At 39.6% G+C, this 18230-nt stretch carries 14 protein-coding genes and 1 riboswitch; of the genes, 2 read left to right on the forward strand and 12 right to left on the reverse strand.

The features are described from left to right. Window positions 1-41: 41 nt before the first annotated feature. The 5 genes from G509_RS22895 to G509_RS0111400 all read right to left on the reverse strand — a co-directional run bounded on the left by G509_RS22895 (window position 42) and on the right by G509_RS0111400 (window position 7552). Window positions 42-2009 (reverse strand): M56 family metallopeptidase, encoded by a 1968-nt coding sequence (locus tag G509_RS22895; protein WP_051200158.1) that lies wholly within the window; start codon window positions 2007-2009, stop codon window positions 42-44. Window positions 2010-2066: 57 nt separating this feature from the next. After that, window positions 2067-4004 carry a M56 family metallopeptidase gene (locus G509_RS22900; protein WP_051200160.1) on the reverse strand — a complete coding sequence of 646 codons (1938 nt, stop codon included), beginning with the start codon at window positions 4002-4004 and terminating at the stop codon, window positions 2067-2069. 25 nt (window positions 4005-4029) lie between these two features. Continuing rightward, entirely contained in the window at window positions 4030-5856 is a 1827-nt protein-coding gene (locus G509_RS22905; RefSeq protein ID WP_051200162.1) for a M56 family metallopeptidase, read from the reverse strand. Window positions 5857-5860: 4 nt separating this feature from the next. Continuing rightward, window positions 5861-6217, reverse strand: a complete 357-nt coding sequence (locus G509_RS0111395) for a BlaI/MecI/CopY family transcriptional regulator (protein WP_026991649.1) — start codon at window positions 6215-6217, stop codon at window positions 5861-5863. A 114-nt stretch (window positions 6218-6331) separates the two neighbouring features. Beyond that, window positions 6332-7552, reverse strand: a complete 1221-nt coding sequence (locus G509_RS0111400; protein ID WP_026991650.1) for an MFS transporter — start codon at window positions 7550-7552, stop codon at window positions 6332-6334. 101 nt (window positions 7553-7653) lie between these two features. Here G509_RS0111400 and G509_RS21960 point away from each other — a divergent pair, with 101 nt between their 5' ends. Both G509_RS21960 and G509_RS0111410 read left to right on the forward strand, forming a co-directional pair. Continuing rightward, window positions 7654-8256, forward strand: a complete 603-nt coding sequence (locus tag G509_RS21960; protein ID WP_035738899.1) for a DUF1684 domain-containing protein — start codon at window positions 7654-7656, stop codon at window positions 8254-8256. Window positions 8257-8537: 281 nt separating this feature from the next. Continuing rightward, on the forward strand, window positions 8538-9092 hold the full coding sequence (locus G509_RS0111410) for a hypothetical protein (RefSeq protein ID WP_051200164.1): 555 nt from the start codon (window positions 8538-8540) through the stop codon (window positions 9090-9092). Between the two features lie 46 nt (window positions 9093-9138). Here G509_RS0111410 and G509_RS0111415 read toward each other — a convergent pair whose 3' ends face one another. The 7 genes from G509_RS0111415 to G509_RS0111450 all read right to left on the reverse strand — a co-directional run bounded on the left by G509_RS0111415 (window position 9139) and on the right by G509_RS0111450 (window position 18229). After that, a complete protein-coding gene (locus tag G509_RS0111415) occupies window positions 9139-10011 on the reverse strand; it encodes a cupin-like domain-containing protein (protein ID WP_026991652.1) in 873 nt (290 codons plus the stop codon). A gap of 231 nt (window positions 10012-10242) precedes the next feature. Further along, entirely contained in the window at window positions 10243-11475 is a 1233-nt protein-coding gene (locus G509_RS0111420; RefSeq protein ID WP_026991653.1) for a homoserine dehydrogenase, read from the reverse strand. Window positions 11476-11486: 11 nt separating this feature from the next. Beyond that, window positions 11487-12665, reverse strand: a complete 1179-nt coding sequence (locus G509_RS0111425) for a trans-sulfuration enzyme family protein (protein ID WP_026991654.1) — start codon at window positions 12663-12665, stop codon at window positions 11487-11489. Between the two features lie 145 nt (window positions 12666-12810). Next, window positions 12811-12924: riboswitch (SAM riboswitch) on the reverse strand. Window positions 12925-13010: 86 nt separating this feature from the next. Further along, window positions 13011-14603 carry an MFS transporter gene (locus G509_RS0111430; RefSeq protein WP_026991655.1) on the reverse strand — a complete coding sequence of 531 codons (1593 nt, stop codon included), beginning with the start codon at window positions 14601-14603 and terminating at the stop codon, window positions 13011-13013. A gap of 6 nt (window positions 14604-14609) precedes the next feature. Continuing rightward, entirely contained in the window at window positions 14610-15641 is a 1032-nt protein-coding gene (locus G509_RS0111435; RefSeq protein ID WP_026991656.1) for an HlyD family secretion protein, read from the reverse strand. A gap of 5 nt (window positions 15642-15646) precedes the next feature. Beyond that, the gene (locus G509_RS21965) at window positions 15647-16981 is read right to left on the reverse strand and encodes a TolC family protein (RefSeq protein ID WP_051200167.1); all 1335 of its coding nucleotides are present in this window, start codon (window positions 16979-16981) and stop codon (window positions 15647-15649) included. Window positions 16982-17344: 363 nt separating this feature from the next. Next, entirely contained in the window at window positions 17345-18229 is an 885-nt protein-coding gene (locus G509_RS0111450) for a helix-turn-helix domain-containing protein (protein WP_026991657.1), read from the reverse strand. Window position 18230: the final 1 nt, after the last annotated feature.

Raw genomic sequence — 18230 nt, forward strand, 5'->3', positions numbered from 1 at the left:
TATTATTTTATGTAACTAACTCAATCTTTATACTCTGTTATTTAAGAGCGTCTTTTTAAATCTTTTTGTGCCTGCCTAATTTCTTTTTGCGCCTGTTGGGCGGCATTTTTAAGTGCTTCCATATTATCTGAATATTCTTTATCTCCGGATGCTTTGATTTTCTTATCTAATTTTTTAATTCCCCTTAGTACCGTCTCCTGGCTTTCGTAAGCTTTAGTTAATTCATCGGCAGTCATTTCAGAATATTTTTTTCTTGAAATAGTGCCTTTGCCTTTTATTGCAGAAACATTGTAAGACACGTAAGTGGCAGGGTCTTCTATTTCGCTGTTAGCGTAAGCCACATATTTTACGCCGCTTTTAAAAGCCTGTACAGAGTCGTTTTGTTTTCCATCGGTTACAACAGTATACCTGCGTTCTACTATGCCGTTAGCTGCCATTCTGGAAATCGGGGTGTACATATTTATAGAAGGCGCCTGAGGATCGTAAAGCGATCCAAATTTTTTGTTACCATTAAATGTACCCGATGGCTTAGTCGTACTTTTTTTAGTTGTAACAAGTATTACCCCGTTTTTAGCATCTTCGCCATAAAGCTTAACAATATTGTCGGTATCTTTTCGTACTTCAATTTTTTCAATATCATCAGGGTTTATTTCACTCAGGCCACTACCCGGTTTTTGCTTAATGCCGTCTATAATATACAGAACATCGGCCGGTGCAGCATCTTTATCTCCATTTTTAAACGATGTAATAGTTGCCGTACCACTTTTAGCTTTTACAGAAGGCTCATTTAAGAAGGCTTGTTTTGCCGTTGTAATAAAATTAAGTTCAAACTCACCATTGCCATTGCCAGCTATCTCAACCTTAAAAGGAGTTATAGGTTTATCATCACTAACTTCGTACGTTTTAGACTGGCCTTTGTATTTGCCTACAACTTTAATGGCTATAATTTCCTGGTTTTTATTACGTTTAACATTACTAATTATAATAGTTGTAGGTTTATCAAAAGCATTTATAAGCACTTGTGCTTTAGCTTGTAATTGCCTGTCTGTGTCTGTTTTAGTAATCTCAATAGATTCTGAAAAAGAAGAATTAACAGTATAGCTGTTAGTTGCTTGTAACTTCTCTTTTTCCTGAGCTATAACTTCTATCTGAAACAGGAATATAAAAGCTCCCAGTGCGGGCAGCACCAATCCATATTTTAAAGAATTTATGCGGTGAGATTGCTGTTTGTTTATCATAACAATTCGTTTTTTGATTAATGATTGGTAAAAATGGTTGGTTATTGCTATGCATTCCGGCTTTAACGTTATTTTAAGCAGTGTTTTTTGATAGGCCACCTTATCTTCTATAAATGTAATGGCACCGGCATCGGCAATAAATTCTAAATTTTGAGATATGGCCCTCTTATACAGCCAGGCAATTGGGTTAAACCAAAAAGCCAGGCAAAACAACTGTGCAAGCAGAATATCTAAAGAATGCCTTTGGCTGCTGTGTACTTTTTCGTGACTTATAATACTGTTAAGCTCCTGTGACTGAAGTGTGGCCGAATTGTAAACTATATAGTTAAAGAAAGAAAACGGCGATTGTATAGCTACAGAATCGATAAGCTTGAACCCGCCTTGTTTTAAAACAGGCTTAGCATTAAGTATTTTACGAACTTTATAAAGGTCTATTGCAAACCTGATGGCAAAAAATAGTATCCCTGCGCCATAAGCCAGCAAAGCAATGTAGAGCCAGTTAATTTCTAAGGGCGGTGCAGGTATGGGTTGTGGCGTATATTGTAACGGACTAACATTAATTTGCGTAAGCGGCATTTGTGGCGCAGGATCTATCCAAACAATTTTTTTGTAAACTACCAAAGGTAATAGGGCAGATGTAAACAGCCCCGCAATCAAAAACCATCGGTTAGATTTAAAGAATGTTTCTTTTCTCAGCAATACATAATAGGCAATAAAAAATAACGCTGTAAGAGAGCTGGCTTTTAAAAAGTATATCGATAAATTTTCCATGGTTTGGCTTGTAATAGTATTGTATTTATAGGCCTGTGCTGGCAGGCATAAGTAGCATTAAGCTTTTTTTACAGCTTCTTTCTTGGCTTTAAGGGCATCTTTTTTAGCTTGCATTATTTCTTTTTTGGCCTGCATAATTTCTTTACGGGCCTCCATAATAGCTTTTCTGGCTTCCAGCATTTCATCTCTGGATAAGCGCTGTTCATCAAACTGCCTTTGTATTTCCGGTCCTGCAAGTTCTATTTCAAGCTGTGCGTTTTTAAGCTCTTCCTGTACTGATTGCATTTCCTCGTCAGATAATCCCTGTAGGTCATCAAAAGATATAGAGGCAAAGGCTTCACCCAGTATTTTATCAAAATCAATATCGGCAAGTACTTTAAAGCCTGCATCCATGCCCTGTTGGGCGTAACCCATAACTTCGTCCATGTTTATGGCAACTCCATTGGTGCTTTTAGCGGTTGTAATTTCTACAGCGCCTTTTTTAGCGTCTTTACCATATTTCTTTTTGGCCTCTTTTTTATCTAATGTAGTTACGCCAGTAATTTGCTGGCCAACAGGTAATAAAACCGTTTGTGCTTTAGGCTGTAGAACACCATTAATAATTACAAGGGCATCGCTGTTACCAAAATTAAGCGGAGTGCCAACCTGCTCATCATCAGTATCCATTATATAACCAGTACCTTGTATGTGTGTTGCAGGTGGCATTGGTGGAGCCGGTGGTGCAGCGGGAGAGGCAAAGCCGGGTGCAGCAGGTACAGCGGGTGGTGCCGGATGCCCTGGCTTTGTACGTACTGTACCGTTTGCTATAGCTGTCCTGGTACCTTTAGCATCTTTTTCTACCTCAATACTAAAAGGGGCAATAGGTGTGCTGCCTGTAGTTTCCTGAACTGCCGACCTGCCGTTTTCTTTAACCGATACTTTAATGCCCGTAATCTCGCCTTTGCTGTTGCGGGTAATGTTGCTAAAAGTAACATCGGCACCAAACTGTTCTTTTAAAAGCTTTTTTTGTTTTTCCAGTTCAGCATCTTTACTGTCTTTAGTTATCTCTATATTTATTTGAGAATAACTTGCCTCATTAACTAAAGGCTCTTTTTCCTGTGCTATAACTTTATACTGAAATACAAACATAAACGTCGCAAGGGCCGGCAAGACAATGGCATACTTTAAGCCATTTCTTTTTTTAGACTGTGTTTTGTTTAACATAACGATTCGTTTTTTGATTAGTGATTGATAAAAATGATTGGTGATGGCAATACACTCCGGCTGGAGCGTGATTTTTAATAATGTTTTTTGATAGGCCGTTTTGTCGGCCAGTTGCTTGGTGGCTTCGGCATCGGCAATAAATTCGAGGTTTTGCGATATAGCTTTTTTGTAGATCCATACAAACGGATTGAACCAGAAGGCTATGCAAAACAGCTGGCCGATAATCATGTCCAGCGAATGCTTTTGCCTGCTGTGCACTTTTTCGTGCGCTATAATACTTTCCAGTTCCTGTGGTTGCAACAGTGATGAGTTGTATACAATGTAACCAAAGAACGAAAATGGCGCTGCTGCCTTAGCCGAATCTATAAACTTATACCCATTTTCTTTTGCAATCTTTTGTCCGGTTAGCATGCGCCTTACTTTTATAATATCGGCTAAAAACCGTATTAAAAAGAAGGCAGCACCTATGGCATAAATACTTAAAACAACATACCACCAGTTAATGGTAAATGTTTCGGGTACAGGCTCACTTACTACAGACAGCGCGTTTTTAGCAGCTATAAGCTTACTCATGTCTATGGCGCGGGTTCTTGCTACCGGTGCGGCAGCCGCTACCCATATAATTTTAGTATATGATAGTAATGGAAGCAGCACTGCTGTAAACAGTCCCGCCAAAAGAAACCCCCGATTGGAGTTAAAAAACGTTTCTTTTTTTAGGAAAACATGATACGCAATTATAAACAGGGCCATAATTGCCGATGCTTTTACAAGATATACTATTGCTGTTTCCATAACTATAGGTATTACTATTTGTAAATTATTTTTGCTCCAATACTACTAACATGCCCTTTTTTCGACCTATAAAAATTTTTCCTATAGGCTTATCGGTAGTGCCTTTAACTTCCCATGTACCTTCGGCAGTATTTTTTGTATGGTCGGTTAATTTTATATGTATCGATGTTATATATCCTGCGCTGTTGCGTAATATACCATCATAAATCATCTTAATGCCTTCTGCCTTAAAGGCCTCTTTATAAGAGTCTAAGGTTTCTGTTTTAGAATCTTTTTTTATAGTAAAGCTAATATCTTTAACACTTATAGCATAGCCGGTAGATGTAGTTATAAGTTCATCAGATGTATTATTACTTGTTTTGCTAACTGTGGTAAGCTCTACTGCGCCGTTTTTTGCAGCATCACCATATTTTTTAAGGGCATAGTTAGCTTCAAGTTCTGTCATACCGCTTATTCTTTCACCTTCCATAATAATAATGTCGCTGCCCGGCTGCATTACACCGTTAATAACTATAAGCCTTTTTAAGCTCTCATGTTTTTTAAGGTAGGTAACAGCAGCATCTTCATTACTGGTATCAGCCAAGGTTATTGTTGCCAACGGATGTTCAGAAAAAAAGATGTTGTTCCTGATTTTACCTTCGGTTTTTTCTATCCCTAAAGTAAAGGTAGTAATTGGAGTCGAATTATCGCCAAGTATTTCGCGCACAGGGTAGTTATCCTTATGGTCCTTATCTTTAACGGTTACATTAATAGATGTTATTTCGCCTTTACTGTTACGTATAACGTTATTAAAAGTAACATCGGCATCAAATACTTTTTTAAACAGCGCTTGGTTCTTTTTAAAATCCAGGTCGGTAATGTCTTTGTTAATCTCCATAGTTACCACATCGGGTAATTCTTCCGTAGCTGTGTCTGCCAGGACCGAAGGTTTTACATAGGCTGTTTCCAGCAGGGCTACATCTTTTTCCTGGGCTACAGTTTTGTACTGAAACGCAAATACAAACGCTGCAAGTGCAGGCAGTACAGCAACATACTTAAGCGAGCTGCTTTTTTTAGACTCTTTTTTGTTTAACATAATGATTCGTTTTTTGATTAATGATTGATAAAAATGATTGGTGATTTCAATGCACTCCGGCTGGAGCGTAATTTTTAAAAGTGTTTTTTGGTAAGCAACTTTGTCCGGAACTTGTTTGGTAGCTTCGGCGTCGGCAATAAACTCCAGATTTTGCGATATGGCTTTTTTGTACAGCCACACAACCGGGTTAAACCAAAATGCCGCACAAAAGAGCTGACTTATAAGCATATCTGCCGAATGCCATTGCCTGCTGTGCACTTTTTCGTGTGCGATAATACTCTCCAGTTCTTGTGGTTGTAACAGTGATGAGTTGTACACAATATACTTAAAGAACGAAAATGGAGATAAAATTTTAGTGGAATCTATCAAGGTATAGCCGTCTTTTTTTACAGCATTTGCTAATGTTAGCATTCGCTTAACGCGGAAAAGGTCTACAATAAAACGGACTAAGAAAAACAATACACCTATTATATAGATTGTTAAGCCAATGTATGCCCAATTGATTGTTAGGGCTTCTTCTACAGGTTGCACATAGGCAATTACCTCTGTAACTAGACTTGTGTTTATTGCTTTTACAACCTTTACAGGAGTAGGGTCTACCCAAATAACCTTAGTATATATAAATAGGGGTAACAAAGCAGATGTAAGCAAGCCACTAAGTAAAAACCAACGGTTAGAATTAAAGAAGGTTTCTTTTTTTAGCAATAAATAATAGGCCATGAAAAACAGGGCTATAAGTAAGCTTGCTTTGGCAATATATATGATGAGAGTTTCCATACCCTTACTTTTTTTCTATCATATCTAAAATTTCACGAAGCTCCTCGGCGCTGATTTTTTCTTCCTTCGCAAAAAAAGAGATCATGCTTTTGTACGAGTTGCCAAAATAGTTTTCTATGGCATTACTCATAAAACCCTTGCGGTATTCTTCTTTAGTAATAATAGGATAGTACTGGTGGGTGTTGCCGTAAGCATTATGACTTACATAGCCTTTCTCTTCCAGGTTTCTTATAATGGTAGATAAAGTGTTGTAGTGGGGTTTGTCGTCTTTAACCTCTTCCAGCACATCTTTAACAAAAGCTTTTTCCAGCTTCCATAAAATGTGCATTATTTCTTCTTCTTTGTTGGTTAACTTTTGCATAGTGGTGCGTGATTTATTTCTATAAACCAAAGCTAAAACTATTTTTTTAGTTACGCAACTATTTTTATAGTTAAATAACTATAAAGTTAGTCTAATGATGCAGAGTAGGCTGCATTACACCTTGCCGCTAAGCATACGCCTGTGCAAAATAATACATGCTACTGCAGCCAAAAGGGCAGTACAGCCCATTACTATCCAGTTATTGTTATAACCATATGCAGCAATAATATCCATACCCATTTTACCGCTCATTATCTGGGCGAGGCTAAAGGTCATGGTGTAAAGCGCCATATAGCGGCCTTCCTGTCCGCGAGGGGCACGGCCAAGAGCAAAAGAATTGGAGAACGGAAAGCAAAACATCTCGGCCAGCGTTATAAACAACATACTAATAACTAATATTCCTGCCCACGTATTTATCAGGAGTACAAAAAAGCCAACAGAAATTAGTACGGCACTCCATAATATGATCTTTATTTTGGGAATGTTTTTACGTTCCAGAAACCCAACTATAGGCATTTCGAAAAAAAATATCATAATACCGTTTAAAGATAATAGCAAGCCCGTGTATACTTCGGTTAACCCATACCATTCTTTATGGTACAGCGGGAGCGATGTAAACAGCTGAAAGAATACTATGGCAATAGTCAGGCTTATAAATAAAAACAACAAATACGATACATCTTTAAAAGGCGATGTAACGGCAGCAACTTCGGTTTCTATATGTGTAGTGCCTGCCGGTGTAGGTTTTTTTTCTTTTACCAATAAAAAAAAGAGTACTATGGCAATAATGCACGAGCTGCCATCTATCCAGAACAAACCTTTGTAGCCAAGCGTTAAGATTATAAAGCCGCCTATAGCCGGCCCAGCCGACATGCCAAGGTTAACAGCCATACGTACCAGCGTCATGGCACGGGTGCGATTCTCTGGCTTGGCGTATGTGCGGATGGATACAAACATAGCCGGCCTAAACATATCGGCAATAGCCAAAAGGGCAAACATAGCAACACACAACCCGGCAAAGGTTGTTATTTGCTGTACTACAAAAAACATAAGCCCGCTTGCAAAAAGGCTAAAAACCATTACTTTATAAAAGCCAATTTTATCTGATAATTTACCGCCAATCCATGAGCCTGCCATAGAGCCCAAACCAAAAGATACTATTATCCAGCTTACCTGCCCATAAGTAAAGTCCAGGTTTTCTTTAAGATATTTAGAAAGGAATGGCAGCACCATAGAGCCCGACCTGTTTATAAAGGTTACAATGGTAAGTATCCAAACCTCGCGGGTAAAGCCCCTAAAATTGTTTATGTAGCGGTTAAAAGCCTGTTTAAGCATTGCTGGTAAATGGTTTAGGGCAAAGATAGTTATTCGGCCTGCTAATAATATAGTGTATAACCATACTTATTGCTATTTTTGTAAGATATACATGCTTACTTATGACAACTAAATTATTTACCGCCATAGCCCTTGGGCTGTCTTTATACGCCAGTGCGCAGGAGTGCAGTGTGGCTTCATCTGAATTGTACCAAAAGAACCTGAACAACGAGTATCTGGACCCAAAAGAATCGCCGCTTACGCCGCAGGATCTTAAAACTTTTAAGCTCCTTGACTTTTATGCCATAGATACCGATTTTTGTGTTACAGCCAAATTGGTACGCACCCCTAACGAAAAGCCTTTTAAAATGGCTACCACCACATCGCGCACCGCGCCTTATGTAAAGTATGGCGAAGTATATTTTAACCTTGGCGGAAAAGACATTAAGCTGGATGTTTTCCAGAACCTGGACCTTATTAAGGAGGAAAAATATAAAGACCACTTGTTTTTGCCGTTTACAGATCTGTCATCCGGGCAGGGCAGTTATGCCGGTGGCCGCTATGTAGACCTCTCTCAGCCTAAAGGCGATATTATTACCATCGACTTTAATACAGCTTACAACCCTTACTGTGCTTACAACCCTAAATACTCTTGCCCAATACCGCCGAGCCAAAATTATATAGATGTTGCTGTGCTTGCGGGGGTTAAAAAGTATCATAAATAGCAACCTGATAGCGTGTTGCATTAATAAATCAGGCCACAGGAGATTACTTTTCTGTGGCTTTTTTGCTTTCTGAATTTTATAAACAGCCTTAATTGGTTGGTAATTATATAAATAGGTGCTATTTTACTGACTAAAAACTTAACATTGGCGAATGTTTTTATTGCTTACATTTGGTTACGTTAACTTTACAATTATTTAATACTAACTAAAAGCGTATCAATTGCTTTAGGTGGTATTTTGTACCTAATACTAAAAAAAGTACACACAAATAACCGATTACAATGAAACAGCCCATTAAGAACGACCCGGAAACTACTACCGAAAACCAGGAGAATGCTATTACTTCTGAAACTGTAACTCCTGAAACTCCTGCTACAGCAGAAGTTACCGAAAAAACGGAAGAAAAACCTGCACCGGCACGCAGAACAAGGACAGCTGCTCCTAAAACAACTGCTGCTGCACCAAAAACAACAACACGTAAACCGGCTGCCCCTAAAGGTGCCCCTGTTACCGAAATTCCTACTGTAGAAGAAGCTCCGGCTGAAACTGCAACTGAAGAAACGCCCGTAGCAGAAGTTGCTGCCGAGGTTAAAACCGATAAAAAGAAAGAGAAAAAAGTGAAAGATAAAGAAAAAGCGGTAGCTAAAAAAGACAAGAAAAAAGGCAAAGAGAAATCTAAAAAAGAATTAGATAAAGCCAAAAAAGCGAAAGCTAAAAAGAAAGCGAAAGCAAAACAGCAAAAAGCTAAAGATAAAGCCAAGGCTAAGAAAAAAGAAAAAGCTAAAAAGAAAAAGCAGTCTAAAAAGAAAGCTAAATCTAAGAGCAAGAAAAAATAATACACAAACCCCAAAGTACTGCTTTGGGGTTTGTTGTTTTTAGGGTTTAACGTTCGGCGTTTACAAGGGCATTTGTTCTGCGTATGGCCTCGTTATCTTTGTAGTCCAGCCAAGCCTGGCCTTTGCGTTTGCGCATCCAGTTGTCGTAATAACGTATAACCGCTACGTTTGCAAGGCCTTTTAATAAGTTACCCGGCCTGCCGGCAAGAGAGCGCAGGCTTAACGAAAATCCGGGTGTTAAGTATTTCATGTAATGCCACCAGCCTTCGGGCATGTACAGCATTTCGCCATGTTGCAGGTTGGTTATATAAGGTGTTACTTTTTTTAGGGCAGGAAATTTTTCAAAGTCCGGATTGTCAAAATCAATATCTTCGTTGCAAATCCAGGAGTAGGGCAGGCGGTACATGTATTTTGTTTCTTTCGGGTCTACCAATACACACTGCTTTTTTCCTTCAAAATGAAAATGGAATATGTTTGGGAAGTCAATATCATAATGCATAAAAACCTTAGCATCCTGGCCTCCAAAAAATACCAGGGGCAGGCTTTTAAGCAGGCGCAACCCCAGATCGGGCCATTTCATATCCAGTTTCATAGAAGGTACATCCTTCATTAAATTATATAAAAAAATGCGCAGGTCGGTTGGGCCTTTTTCCAGTATATCTATGTACTCTGCCATAGTCATGGTAAAATCGGGCTCATTTACTTTTTTGGTATAATCTGTTTTGCGGCTGTCGTAAAGCGGTACCGTTTTATCTCCGGCAACTTCCCTTAAAAAGTCAAAATTCCATTTAGTAAAAGCGGGCCAGTCATCAATCTGGTTGGTAATAACCACGGGCTTTTGTGGCTTATAATAATTTTCTATAAATTCTTTTTTGGTAAGTTTTTCAACCCTTTCAATCTCTATGTATTTAAAAGCCATAATCGTACTGATAAATGATTCAAACTCCTAAAATTTAGTATGGGCTGTATAGTGATATAACGCGCAAAACTTTACAATTACAATACAAAGCCTTAACAAATTTCGGAAAAAAACACTTACCAAAAACGGCAACAACTATAAATAAAACCCAAAAAATAAACCCTCAAAGCATCACATCCTTGAGGGTTTTTAGTAGAATATTGAAAAACAATTATAAATCCGTAATTTAAATTAGGCAATGGCAAAAGCAGGTGTAGTGGCATCTTTTTCAGAAAGCACACTTATAAGTATAAACGAGTGGCCTCCTGTGTTGCCTGCCTCCAGCTCTTTTAAGTTACTAAGGGTAATGTTGCCGGTAAGGTAGCCGGAATCGTGGTTGGTATAAGCCTCTTCAACTGTGTTGAATTTAAGCTTTAACGCCTCCGAATCTTCTTTTTTATGACGAAGAAGTACTTTAAGCTCTACATCATCGGTAAGTTTTAAATTCTCTTCCCTGTAAATCTTTTTATACTCGTAACGGTAATCATAGCTTAGCGCCGAGATATCCGACAATACTGCCGATGCCGTAGGGTACGAGCCCGCACCACGCCCAACAAAAAAGTGGGTATCGGCAAAGCTGGTTTTAGTTATCATGCCGTTAAAAACATCGTCTACATGGTATAAACGGTCATCTGGCGTTACAAACTTAGGGATAACAAAAGCCGACAATGTACCATCGGTACCCTTATATGCCTGTGCTACCAGTTTAATCTTTAGGCCTTTTTCTTTAGCATACTTAAGCTCTAAATCGCCAATATTATTGATACCGATATTAAAAAGGTCTTCGGGCTTGGCAATATAACCAAAGGCATGTGCTAAAAGTATCAGCAGCTTGTATTTGGCATCAAAACCACCGGTATCCAGTATTGGGTTGCTTTCGGCAAAACCAAGGTCCTGGGCCTGTTTAAGGGCTTGCTCGTAGCTAAGGTTCTCTGCAAAAGTTTTGGTAAGTATATAATTGGTAGAACCGTTTACAATACCCTCTATAGACTCCAGCAGGTCGTTATCATAATACTCCTCCAGGTTACGAATAATGGGCATACTTGCGCAGGCCGCAGCTTCGTACAATAGCGGAACGTTGTATTCTTTTTGCAGTTGCAGCAACTCTGTAAAGTGTTCTGCAACCATTTTTTTATTGGCAGATACTACTGCTTTCCCTTTTTTTAGTGCCGCAGAAACTATTTCAAAAGCGGCATCGGCATCATCAATAAGTTCTACAACCACGTTAATGTTTGGGTCGTTTAGTATATCATCCTTATCAAAGGTAAAATTGTCGGCGCTAATGGCGCGATCCTTATTTTTGTCTTTAACGCAAATATTGGTAATGTTTGCCTTAAGGGCGGGTGTTTTTTGCAGTACTTCATACAGGCCAAGCCCTACTACACCAAACCCAAAGAGGCCTATATTTAAATTTTTTCTCGACATTGTAAATCTACTTAAACAGTTACAGAACTTTTATCGGCATTGGCAGTAACAGCGGCAGCAATAGCCTGTTGTAAATCTGCAATAAGGTCATCGGCATCCTCAAGGCCTACAGAAAGGCGGATAAGGCTATCGGTAACACCGGCTGAGTAACGTTTTTCTGCCGGAATAGATTTATGGGTCATTTCGCAAGGCAGGCAACAAAGGCTTTTAACACCTCCAAGGCTCTCTGCCAATTTGAATAATTTTGTGTTTGATACTATTTGAGAAGCTATTTCTTTATCGTCTATTACAAGGTCGAACGTTACAACACCGCCAAAGTATTTTTGCTGTTTTTTAGCAATCTCGTGGTTGTGGTGTGTAGGCAGGCCAGGGTAGTAAACATTTTTGATCAGTTTTTCTGTAAGAAGGTATTCAGCAACTTTTTGAGCGTTTTCGGCATGTTGCTTAATACGAAGTGTTAGGGTTTCTATACCACGGATAACCAACCAGCTGTCGAATGGCCCAAGTATAGCACCAGAAGCATTTTGTATGAATTTAATTTTAGCACCAAGCTCTTCGGTAGCAGTAACCACAAGGCCGGCAATAAGGTCACTGTGGCCGGAAATGTATTTGGTAGCACTGTGTACCACAATATCGGCACCAAGGTCAAGCGGTTTTTGTGCAATTGGCGATGCGAAAGTGTTGTCTACGCAAAGCAAAATATCGTTAGCTTTTGCAATCTGGGCAATAGCAGTAATGTCAGAAATTTTAAGGGTAGGGTTAGTAGGGCTCTCTATCCAGATAAGTTTTGTTTTATCTGTAACAGCGTCGGCTACGTTTTGTGCGTTAGTGGTATCTACATATTTAATGTTGATGCCAAATTTTTGGTACACATGGGTAAACAAACGGAAAGCACCACCGTAAATATCATCTACAGCAATAACTTCGTCGCCAGATGATAATAGTTTTATAACAGCATCTATAGCTGCAAGGCCGCTGGCAAAAGCATAACCGTTGGTGCCGTTTTCTAACTGGGCAATGGTATCTTCTAATACTTTACGGGTTGGGTTGTTGCTACGTGCATAATCGTATCCTTTGTGTACGCCGGGAGCATCTTGTACAAATGTAGATGTTTGGTAAATTGGCACCGAAATACTTCCGGTTAATGGATCGATAGGTAGGTTGTTCAGGATTCTTGTAGACTCTTGCATTTCTTTTTGTGATTTAAATTGTTAAACTTTTATTCGATAAAAGTTATCCTAAACCAGGCATCGGAAAGTGCATAAAAACAAAAAATGCCTTCCCGACAAGTCAGAAAGGCATATAATATATTGTGATGTATTATAAACTGTTTCTTACTTATCTATCCTTCGCTTTCGGCGGAGGTTGAATGTGGCACCTTACTCCGGGTTAGCGGGCAGGTTGCCAAGACGTCATAGGGTCAATTCCCTCGGTCTTTCTGGATAAGAATAATTTTAAAGAACTTGCAGCAAAGGTACGTTACAATAAATTTAATTTCCAAATAAAATTTTATTTATTTTTTAGTTAGCTGTTTTTCAGTGTGTTTTGAATGCTAATTTTGGCCAGTTAAGCACTCGTTTTACAAACGGAGCTATTAAAACTACTGCAATAATTGTTGCCAAAACTGCTGCCACAATTAAAAATATGGTTTGCGATGTTAATAGCTGGCTCTGGATGCCGACCTGTTTAATGATGCTTGCGCGTGCCGCAATGGTGGCATCCTGGGCATTATATCCTTTGGATATAAAAGCTTGTACGGTGGCGTTATTAGCATTAGTATACGCCATATCGTAGGGCGTAAGATGGGCTAAAAACTGTTCTTTGTAGTGCTGGTTGTAAAATAATTGCAGGGTATAATAGCCCGCGAAGGAGTTTAGCGTAGTAAAAAAACGCACATGCCCGGCAACAAGGCTACCGGATAATCCGGTGTTTACCGGAACATGAGACAGGATGTAAGTAGCAATGGGCACAAATAACATTCCGGAGGCTGCACCTTGCAGGAAAATGGGAATTACAAGATCTGAAAATGCCAGATCGGTCGAGATGATGAAATACATCCAAAGGTTAAAAGCCAGCATAAAGCCAAAGCCTGTTACCAGAAAAAAATGGATGCTGTGCTTTTTTCTCATTACCAGTTGCGATGCAGCATACATAGCCAGCGCCATGCCGCTTATGTTTACCAATGCCAGCTCTATATACTGGTAATTAGCCCATTGTGTAACGGTACTAATGTAGCTGTACACCAGGTTTATGGTGTCTTTCAGGCCATAAAAAAAGGCGAGCAAAAACAATCCGGTTATAAACTTTTTAGACTTAAAAATACTGAAATGAATAATAGGCCTTTTGGATTTTACCTGCCTATAGACAAACATAAAAAGCAAAAATACCATAAGCATAAAGCAGTATGTAATACTCTTATCCTGAAACCAATATTGCTTTGGCCCGTAAACCATAAAGTAGGCCACGCAAAGCATTCCTGAGGCCATAACCACATAGGCTTTCCAGTCTATCTGGTAAAGCGGAACCTGCCTGTGCTGCCTTTCTTTGGTGAAAATAAAGAAGACAATTACAATAGAAATAACCTGCATTACAATTACAATGTAATAGATCATTCGCCAGTCCATATTGTCTATTACCCAAGCCGATGGAGCGCCTGCCACCACGCTGCTGCCCAATAGGGTACCGTAAAAAACCGAGTAGCCTACAGCCTGCTTTTTCTGGTCGTGCAGGCGGGTAAATATAAGCGTTAGCATGGCACCCGCCATAAGGCTTATAATAATTCCCTGTAAAAAGCGCAGTAGTATAAAAACATGGATATCGGTGGTTTTCATGAATACTAAATTCAGGATTATACCACACAATAAAACGGTAATAAGGTACTTTCGGGTGTTGAAATAGTTTAAGAAACGTATCTGTATCGGTAAAAAAAACAACAGCGATATGTAGGTAACCTGTATAGAGAAAGTAACGTCTTCGGGCTGTGCACCAAAGTACGATACCACATAATTTTGCGTAAGCGAAAACAACGAGAATTGCAGTATAGAAAACATAAGGATTAAAAACAGCGCAGCACGCATACCCCAGTCCCAGTTATGTATCCAGTCTTTAAAATAGATGTTCTTATCCATGGCGGGTTATTTTTTAACCGATACAATTACATTCATACCCGCCTTAACGTTGGCAATATTGGTGTCGGTAAATTTAATTTTAACCGGTATGCGCTGTGTTATCTTTACAAAATTACCGGTAGAGTTATCTGTAGGCAGTAACGAGAATTTAGAGCCTGTAGATCCCGCAATAGCTTCGATAGTACCGTGATATGTTTTATCATCAAAACCATCTATGGCAATCTCAACTTGCTGGCCTTCGCGCATACCCTCAATCTGGGTTTCTTTAAAGTTGGCTGTAACCCATTTGTAGTTCTCGTTTATAATAGGCACCAAACTTTGCCCTGACTGTATTTGCTGGCCTTCCTGTATGGTTTTCCTGCCCAGCCTGCCCGAGTAAGGTGCGGTAATAATAGTGTATTGCAAGTTAATTTTAGCAAACTCCAATTGGGCAGTTTTTTGTTTAATTTCGGCTTCTAACAAGGCATGGTTGGCCTGTAGTTCCTCGATTTTAGAGTGGGTGGTCTTAAGGCTGTTGCCGGCAGCATTGTATTCGCTTTGGGCAACATCATATTTTGCCTGCATCTGCTCAAATTCCTGTAGGGTAGCGGCCTCTTCTTTAAGCAGGTTTTTGTATCGTTTTAAGTCCTGTTGCTTTTCGGTAAACTTGGCTTTAGCGGCTGCAATCATGTCTTTATTTACATAGGTGCCCGTTTGGGCGGTGTGTATCTGGGCATTTAAAACAATAAGCCTTGCCTGTGCATCTTCCAGCGCGGCCTGTGCCTCCATAACTTTGGTAAGGTACTCGCGGTTGTCTATAACTATAAGGGTATCGCCCAGTTTTACCAGTTGATGCTCTTCAAAATTAATGCTCTTAATATAGCCGCCAACGCGTGCCGAAATAGGGTTGATATATGCCTCTACCTGGGCATCGTTGGTTTCTTCGTAATTGCCGGAATGTACCAGGTATTTTATAAAGAAAAAGGCGGTAACTGCTATTATAACAATAACAACGCCGTTAAAAAGCAGGTTGAATTTTTTGCCAGATTGTGTTTTCATTGTTATTATAATTTTCCGGTTGTGTATAAAGTTTGGTAGTAGTAGTCTAATAATGAGGTTTGCGCCTCTATAAGTTTGTATTTAGATTGCAGGTAAATGTTGTCGGCTTCAAGCAAATCGGTCAAAAGTGCCAACTGGTTAAAATATTTGGTGCTTACAATGCGGTAGTTTACCTGAGATTGCTCGATATTTTTTTGCGCCAGTGCGATTTTTTCCTGCGTATCGCTAATTTTTATTTTAAGCGATGTAATTTCCAGGTTTACATTATCACGTGTAGCGTTTTCAGAAGTTTTAATTTCTTCAAGGCGGTTGCGCTCGGCACTTACTTTATGGTTGTTTTGGTATAACGATGATATATTATACTGCATCCTTACACCTACAAAGCCAACGGCATACAACTGGTCTACATACGGATAGCGCAGGTAGTTGGGGTAGTTATAACCATACTCTGTAACCAGTTCTATAGTGGGCATGTAATTGCTTTTAGCCCCTTTAATAACGCTCTGCTGAAGGTTTACCTGTTCTTTAACCGATCGTACACTATAAGCATCATTGTCTGACGATTTTTCTATAATTTCCAGCGGGGGCAGTGTTTTTACGATGGCCGTATCACTAAGGGTTACACGGGTTTCCTGTGGCAGGTGCATTAGGATATTAAGGCGGTTATGAAAAATCTCAATATCGCTCTCGTTTTCTTTTTTGGCAAACTCCTGGTTGCTAAGGCTAATTTCTGCTCGCAGCACATCGCTCCTTGTAACCTTACCATTTTTATAAAGCGAGTTGATGTTTTTAAGACGCAGTTTTTCGCGGTTTATCTGGTCTTTGTAAAGGCTGTCCAGCTGAGATAGTCGCAGTATCTCTAAATAATGCTGCACTACCTGCAACGATATGCTGCCCTGCTGCTGTTCTACATTAATATCGGCAATGCGGTTACGGGCTTCCTGCTCTTTAATGGCAGCCTCGTGCTTACCGCCTGAATATAAATTGAACGTAGCCTCTACACCCACAGCAGCCTGGTAGCTGCTTGGTGGTGGCGGCAGCGATTCGCGGTCCTGAAGGCCATGTTCGTAAAGGGTAACGTTGGTTAGCCTTTTGCCACTTGCCTGCATAACAATGTGGGGCAGGGCGTGGCTTTTAACTTCCTTTAACTCGTTTACAGCTGCCTGGCTGTTTAAGCGGGCTATTGTAACGTGGTCGTTATTTAGCTTAGCCAGTTGCACAGCCTGCTCTATGCTAAGTACATACGCATTGCCGGTGCTGTCCTGCGCTTTCGTAACACCTGCAAACAGCATAAAGGCTGTAATTAAAAATGTGGTTATTTTATTAAAAAAATGATCCATCGTTTGTTATTGATTGTTTTGATGTTTTCGTCGGTTTAAGAAATTATAATATCCTTCCTGTTTTCTGATAGAAAAGGAATGCATAATTTTTGGAAAGTGTAAAATAAGGTGTGGGGCAGCAGCGTTAGCTGTGATTGCAGGTTTTAAATGTTGCCTGCATAAAATTGAATAACATACCGAAAACATTATAGTTGGTAACTATGTTTTGTGATGCAGATGATTTTAAGTGCGCTTTTCCCGGTTGAGGAAATGTATTCAGTACCATTATGGCTGAAGGTTTCATATATCAATTTTAACACTACAAAGTTCCGTCGATTTTACGTTAAAATAAAGTCGGAATTACGGTAATTTTCGTCGATATTTCTATAGTGCTGTTTTTCGGTATTGTAGCGGGGTCAGGGCGGTGTGTGTTTTAAAAAACTTGCCAAAAACCGACTGGTCTGAGAAATTAAGCGCGTCGCTGATTTCTGAAACCGACAGGGCCTTATTTTGCAGGAGTACTTTAGCTTCCAGAACAATGGCTTCGTCTATCCAATCGCCAGCGGTTTTACCGGTTTGTTTTTTAAGCAGGTCAGATAAATGTTTTGGGGTAATGTTTAGCTTATCGGCATAAAATTTAACCGATCGTTCGCTGCGGTATTCGTTATACAGCAGTTTTTTAAAGCTGACTAACAGCGGAGACATGCGCTCTGTAAAATTTGTGTTATCGTTATTTTTAATTTTATGAAACGAGTTAAGCTCATGTATCAGCACAAAAATATAACTGCGGATTATTTCGTGCTCATGAAAATGATTGCCCGAAAGCGTATCTTTTATAAGGCTGTAAATGCGTTCTATTTTCTGTGCCTGATCGTTGGTTAGGCTACAGGTATGAAGTTCATCATTCTCAAAAAAATCGAACTCCATCATATAAAAAACGTTGCTGCGGTTGGCAAGCAGGTAATCATCTGTAAAAAAAATAATATCCATAAACGGCTGCTCGTCGCCTTCCTGTAAGCTTCGCACTACGGTTGGGCCAAGGGCCACCATTGCCGGCCCGGTTATGGTTTGGGTTACCAGTCCGGTTTGTATATTAAGGCTGCCCTTTTTTAAGAAGCTTATCGAGTAGGTTTCAGACCGTCGCGGCTCAGGGTTAAAAAGGCTCTCGCGGCCAATTTCTACAAAAAAGAAATCCTTCTTATTACTCGATAAGTTAAAAACCTTTTGCAGGCTTTGTATAGAGTAAGTGGTTATCTTTTTTATAGCCATA

Source organism: Flavobacterium subsaxonicum WB 4.1-42 = DSM 21790 (assembly GCF_000422725.1).
GTDB lineage: Bacteria > Bacteroidota > Bacteroidia > Flavobacteriales > Flavobacteriaceae > Flavobacterium > Flavobacterium subsaxonicum.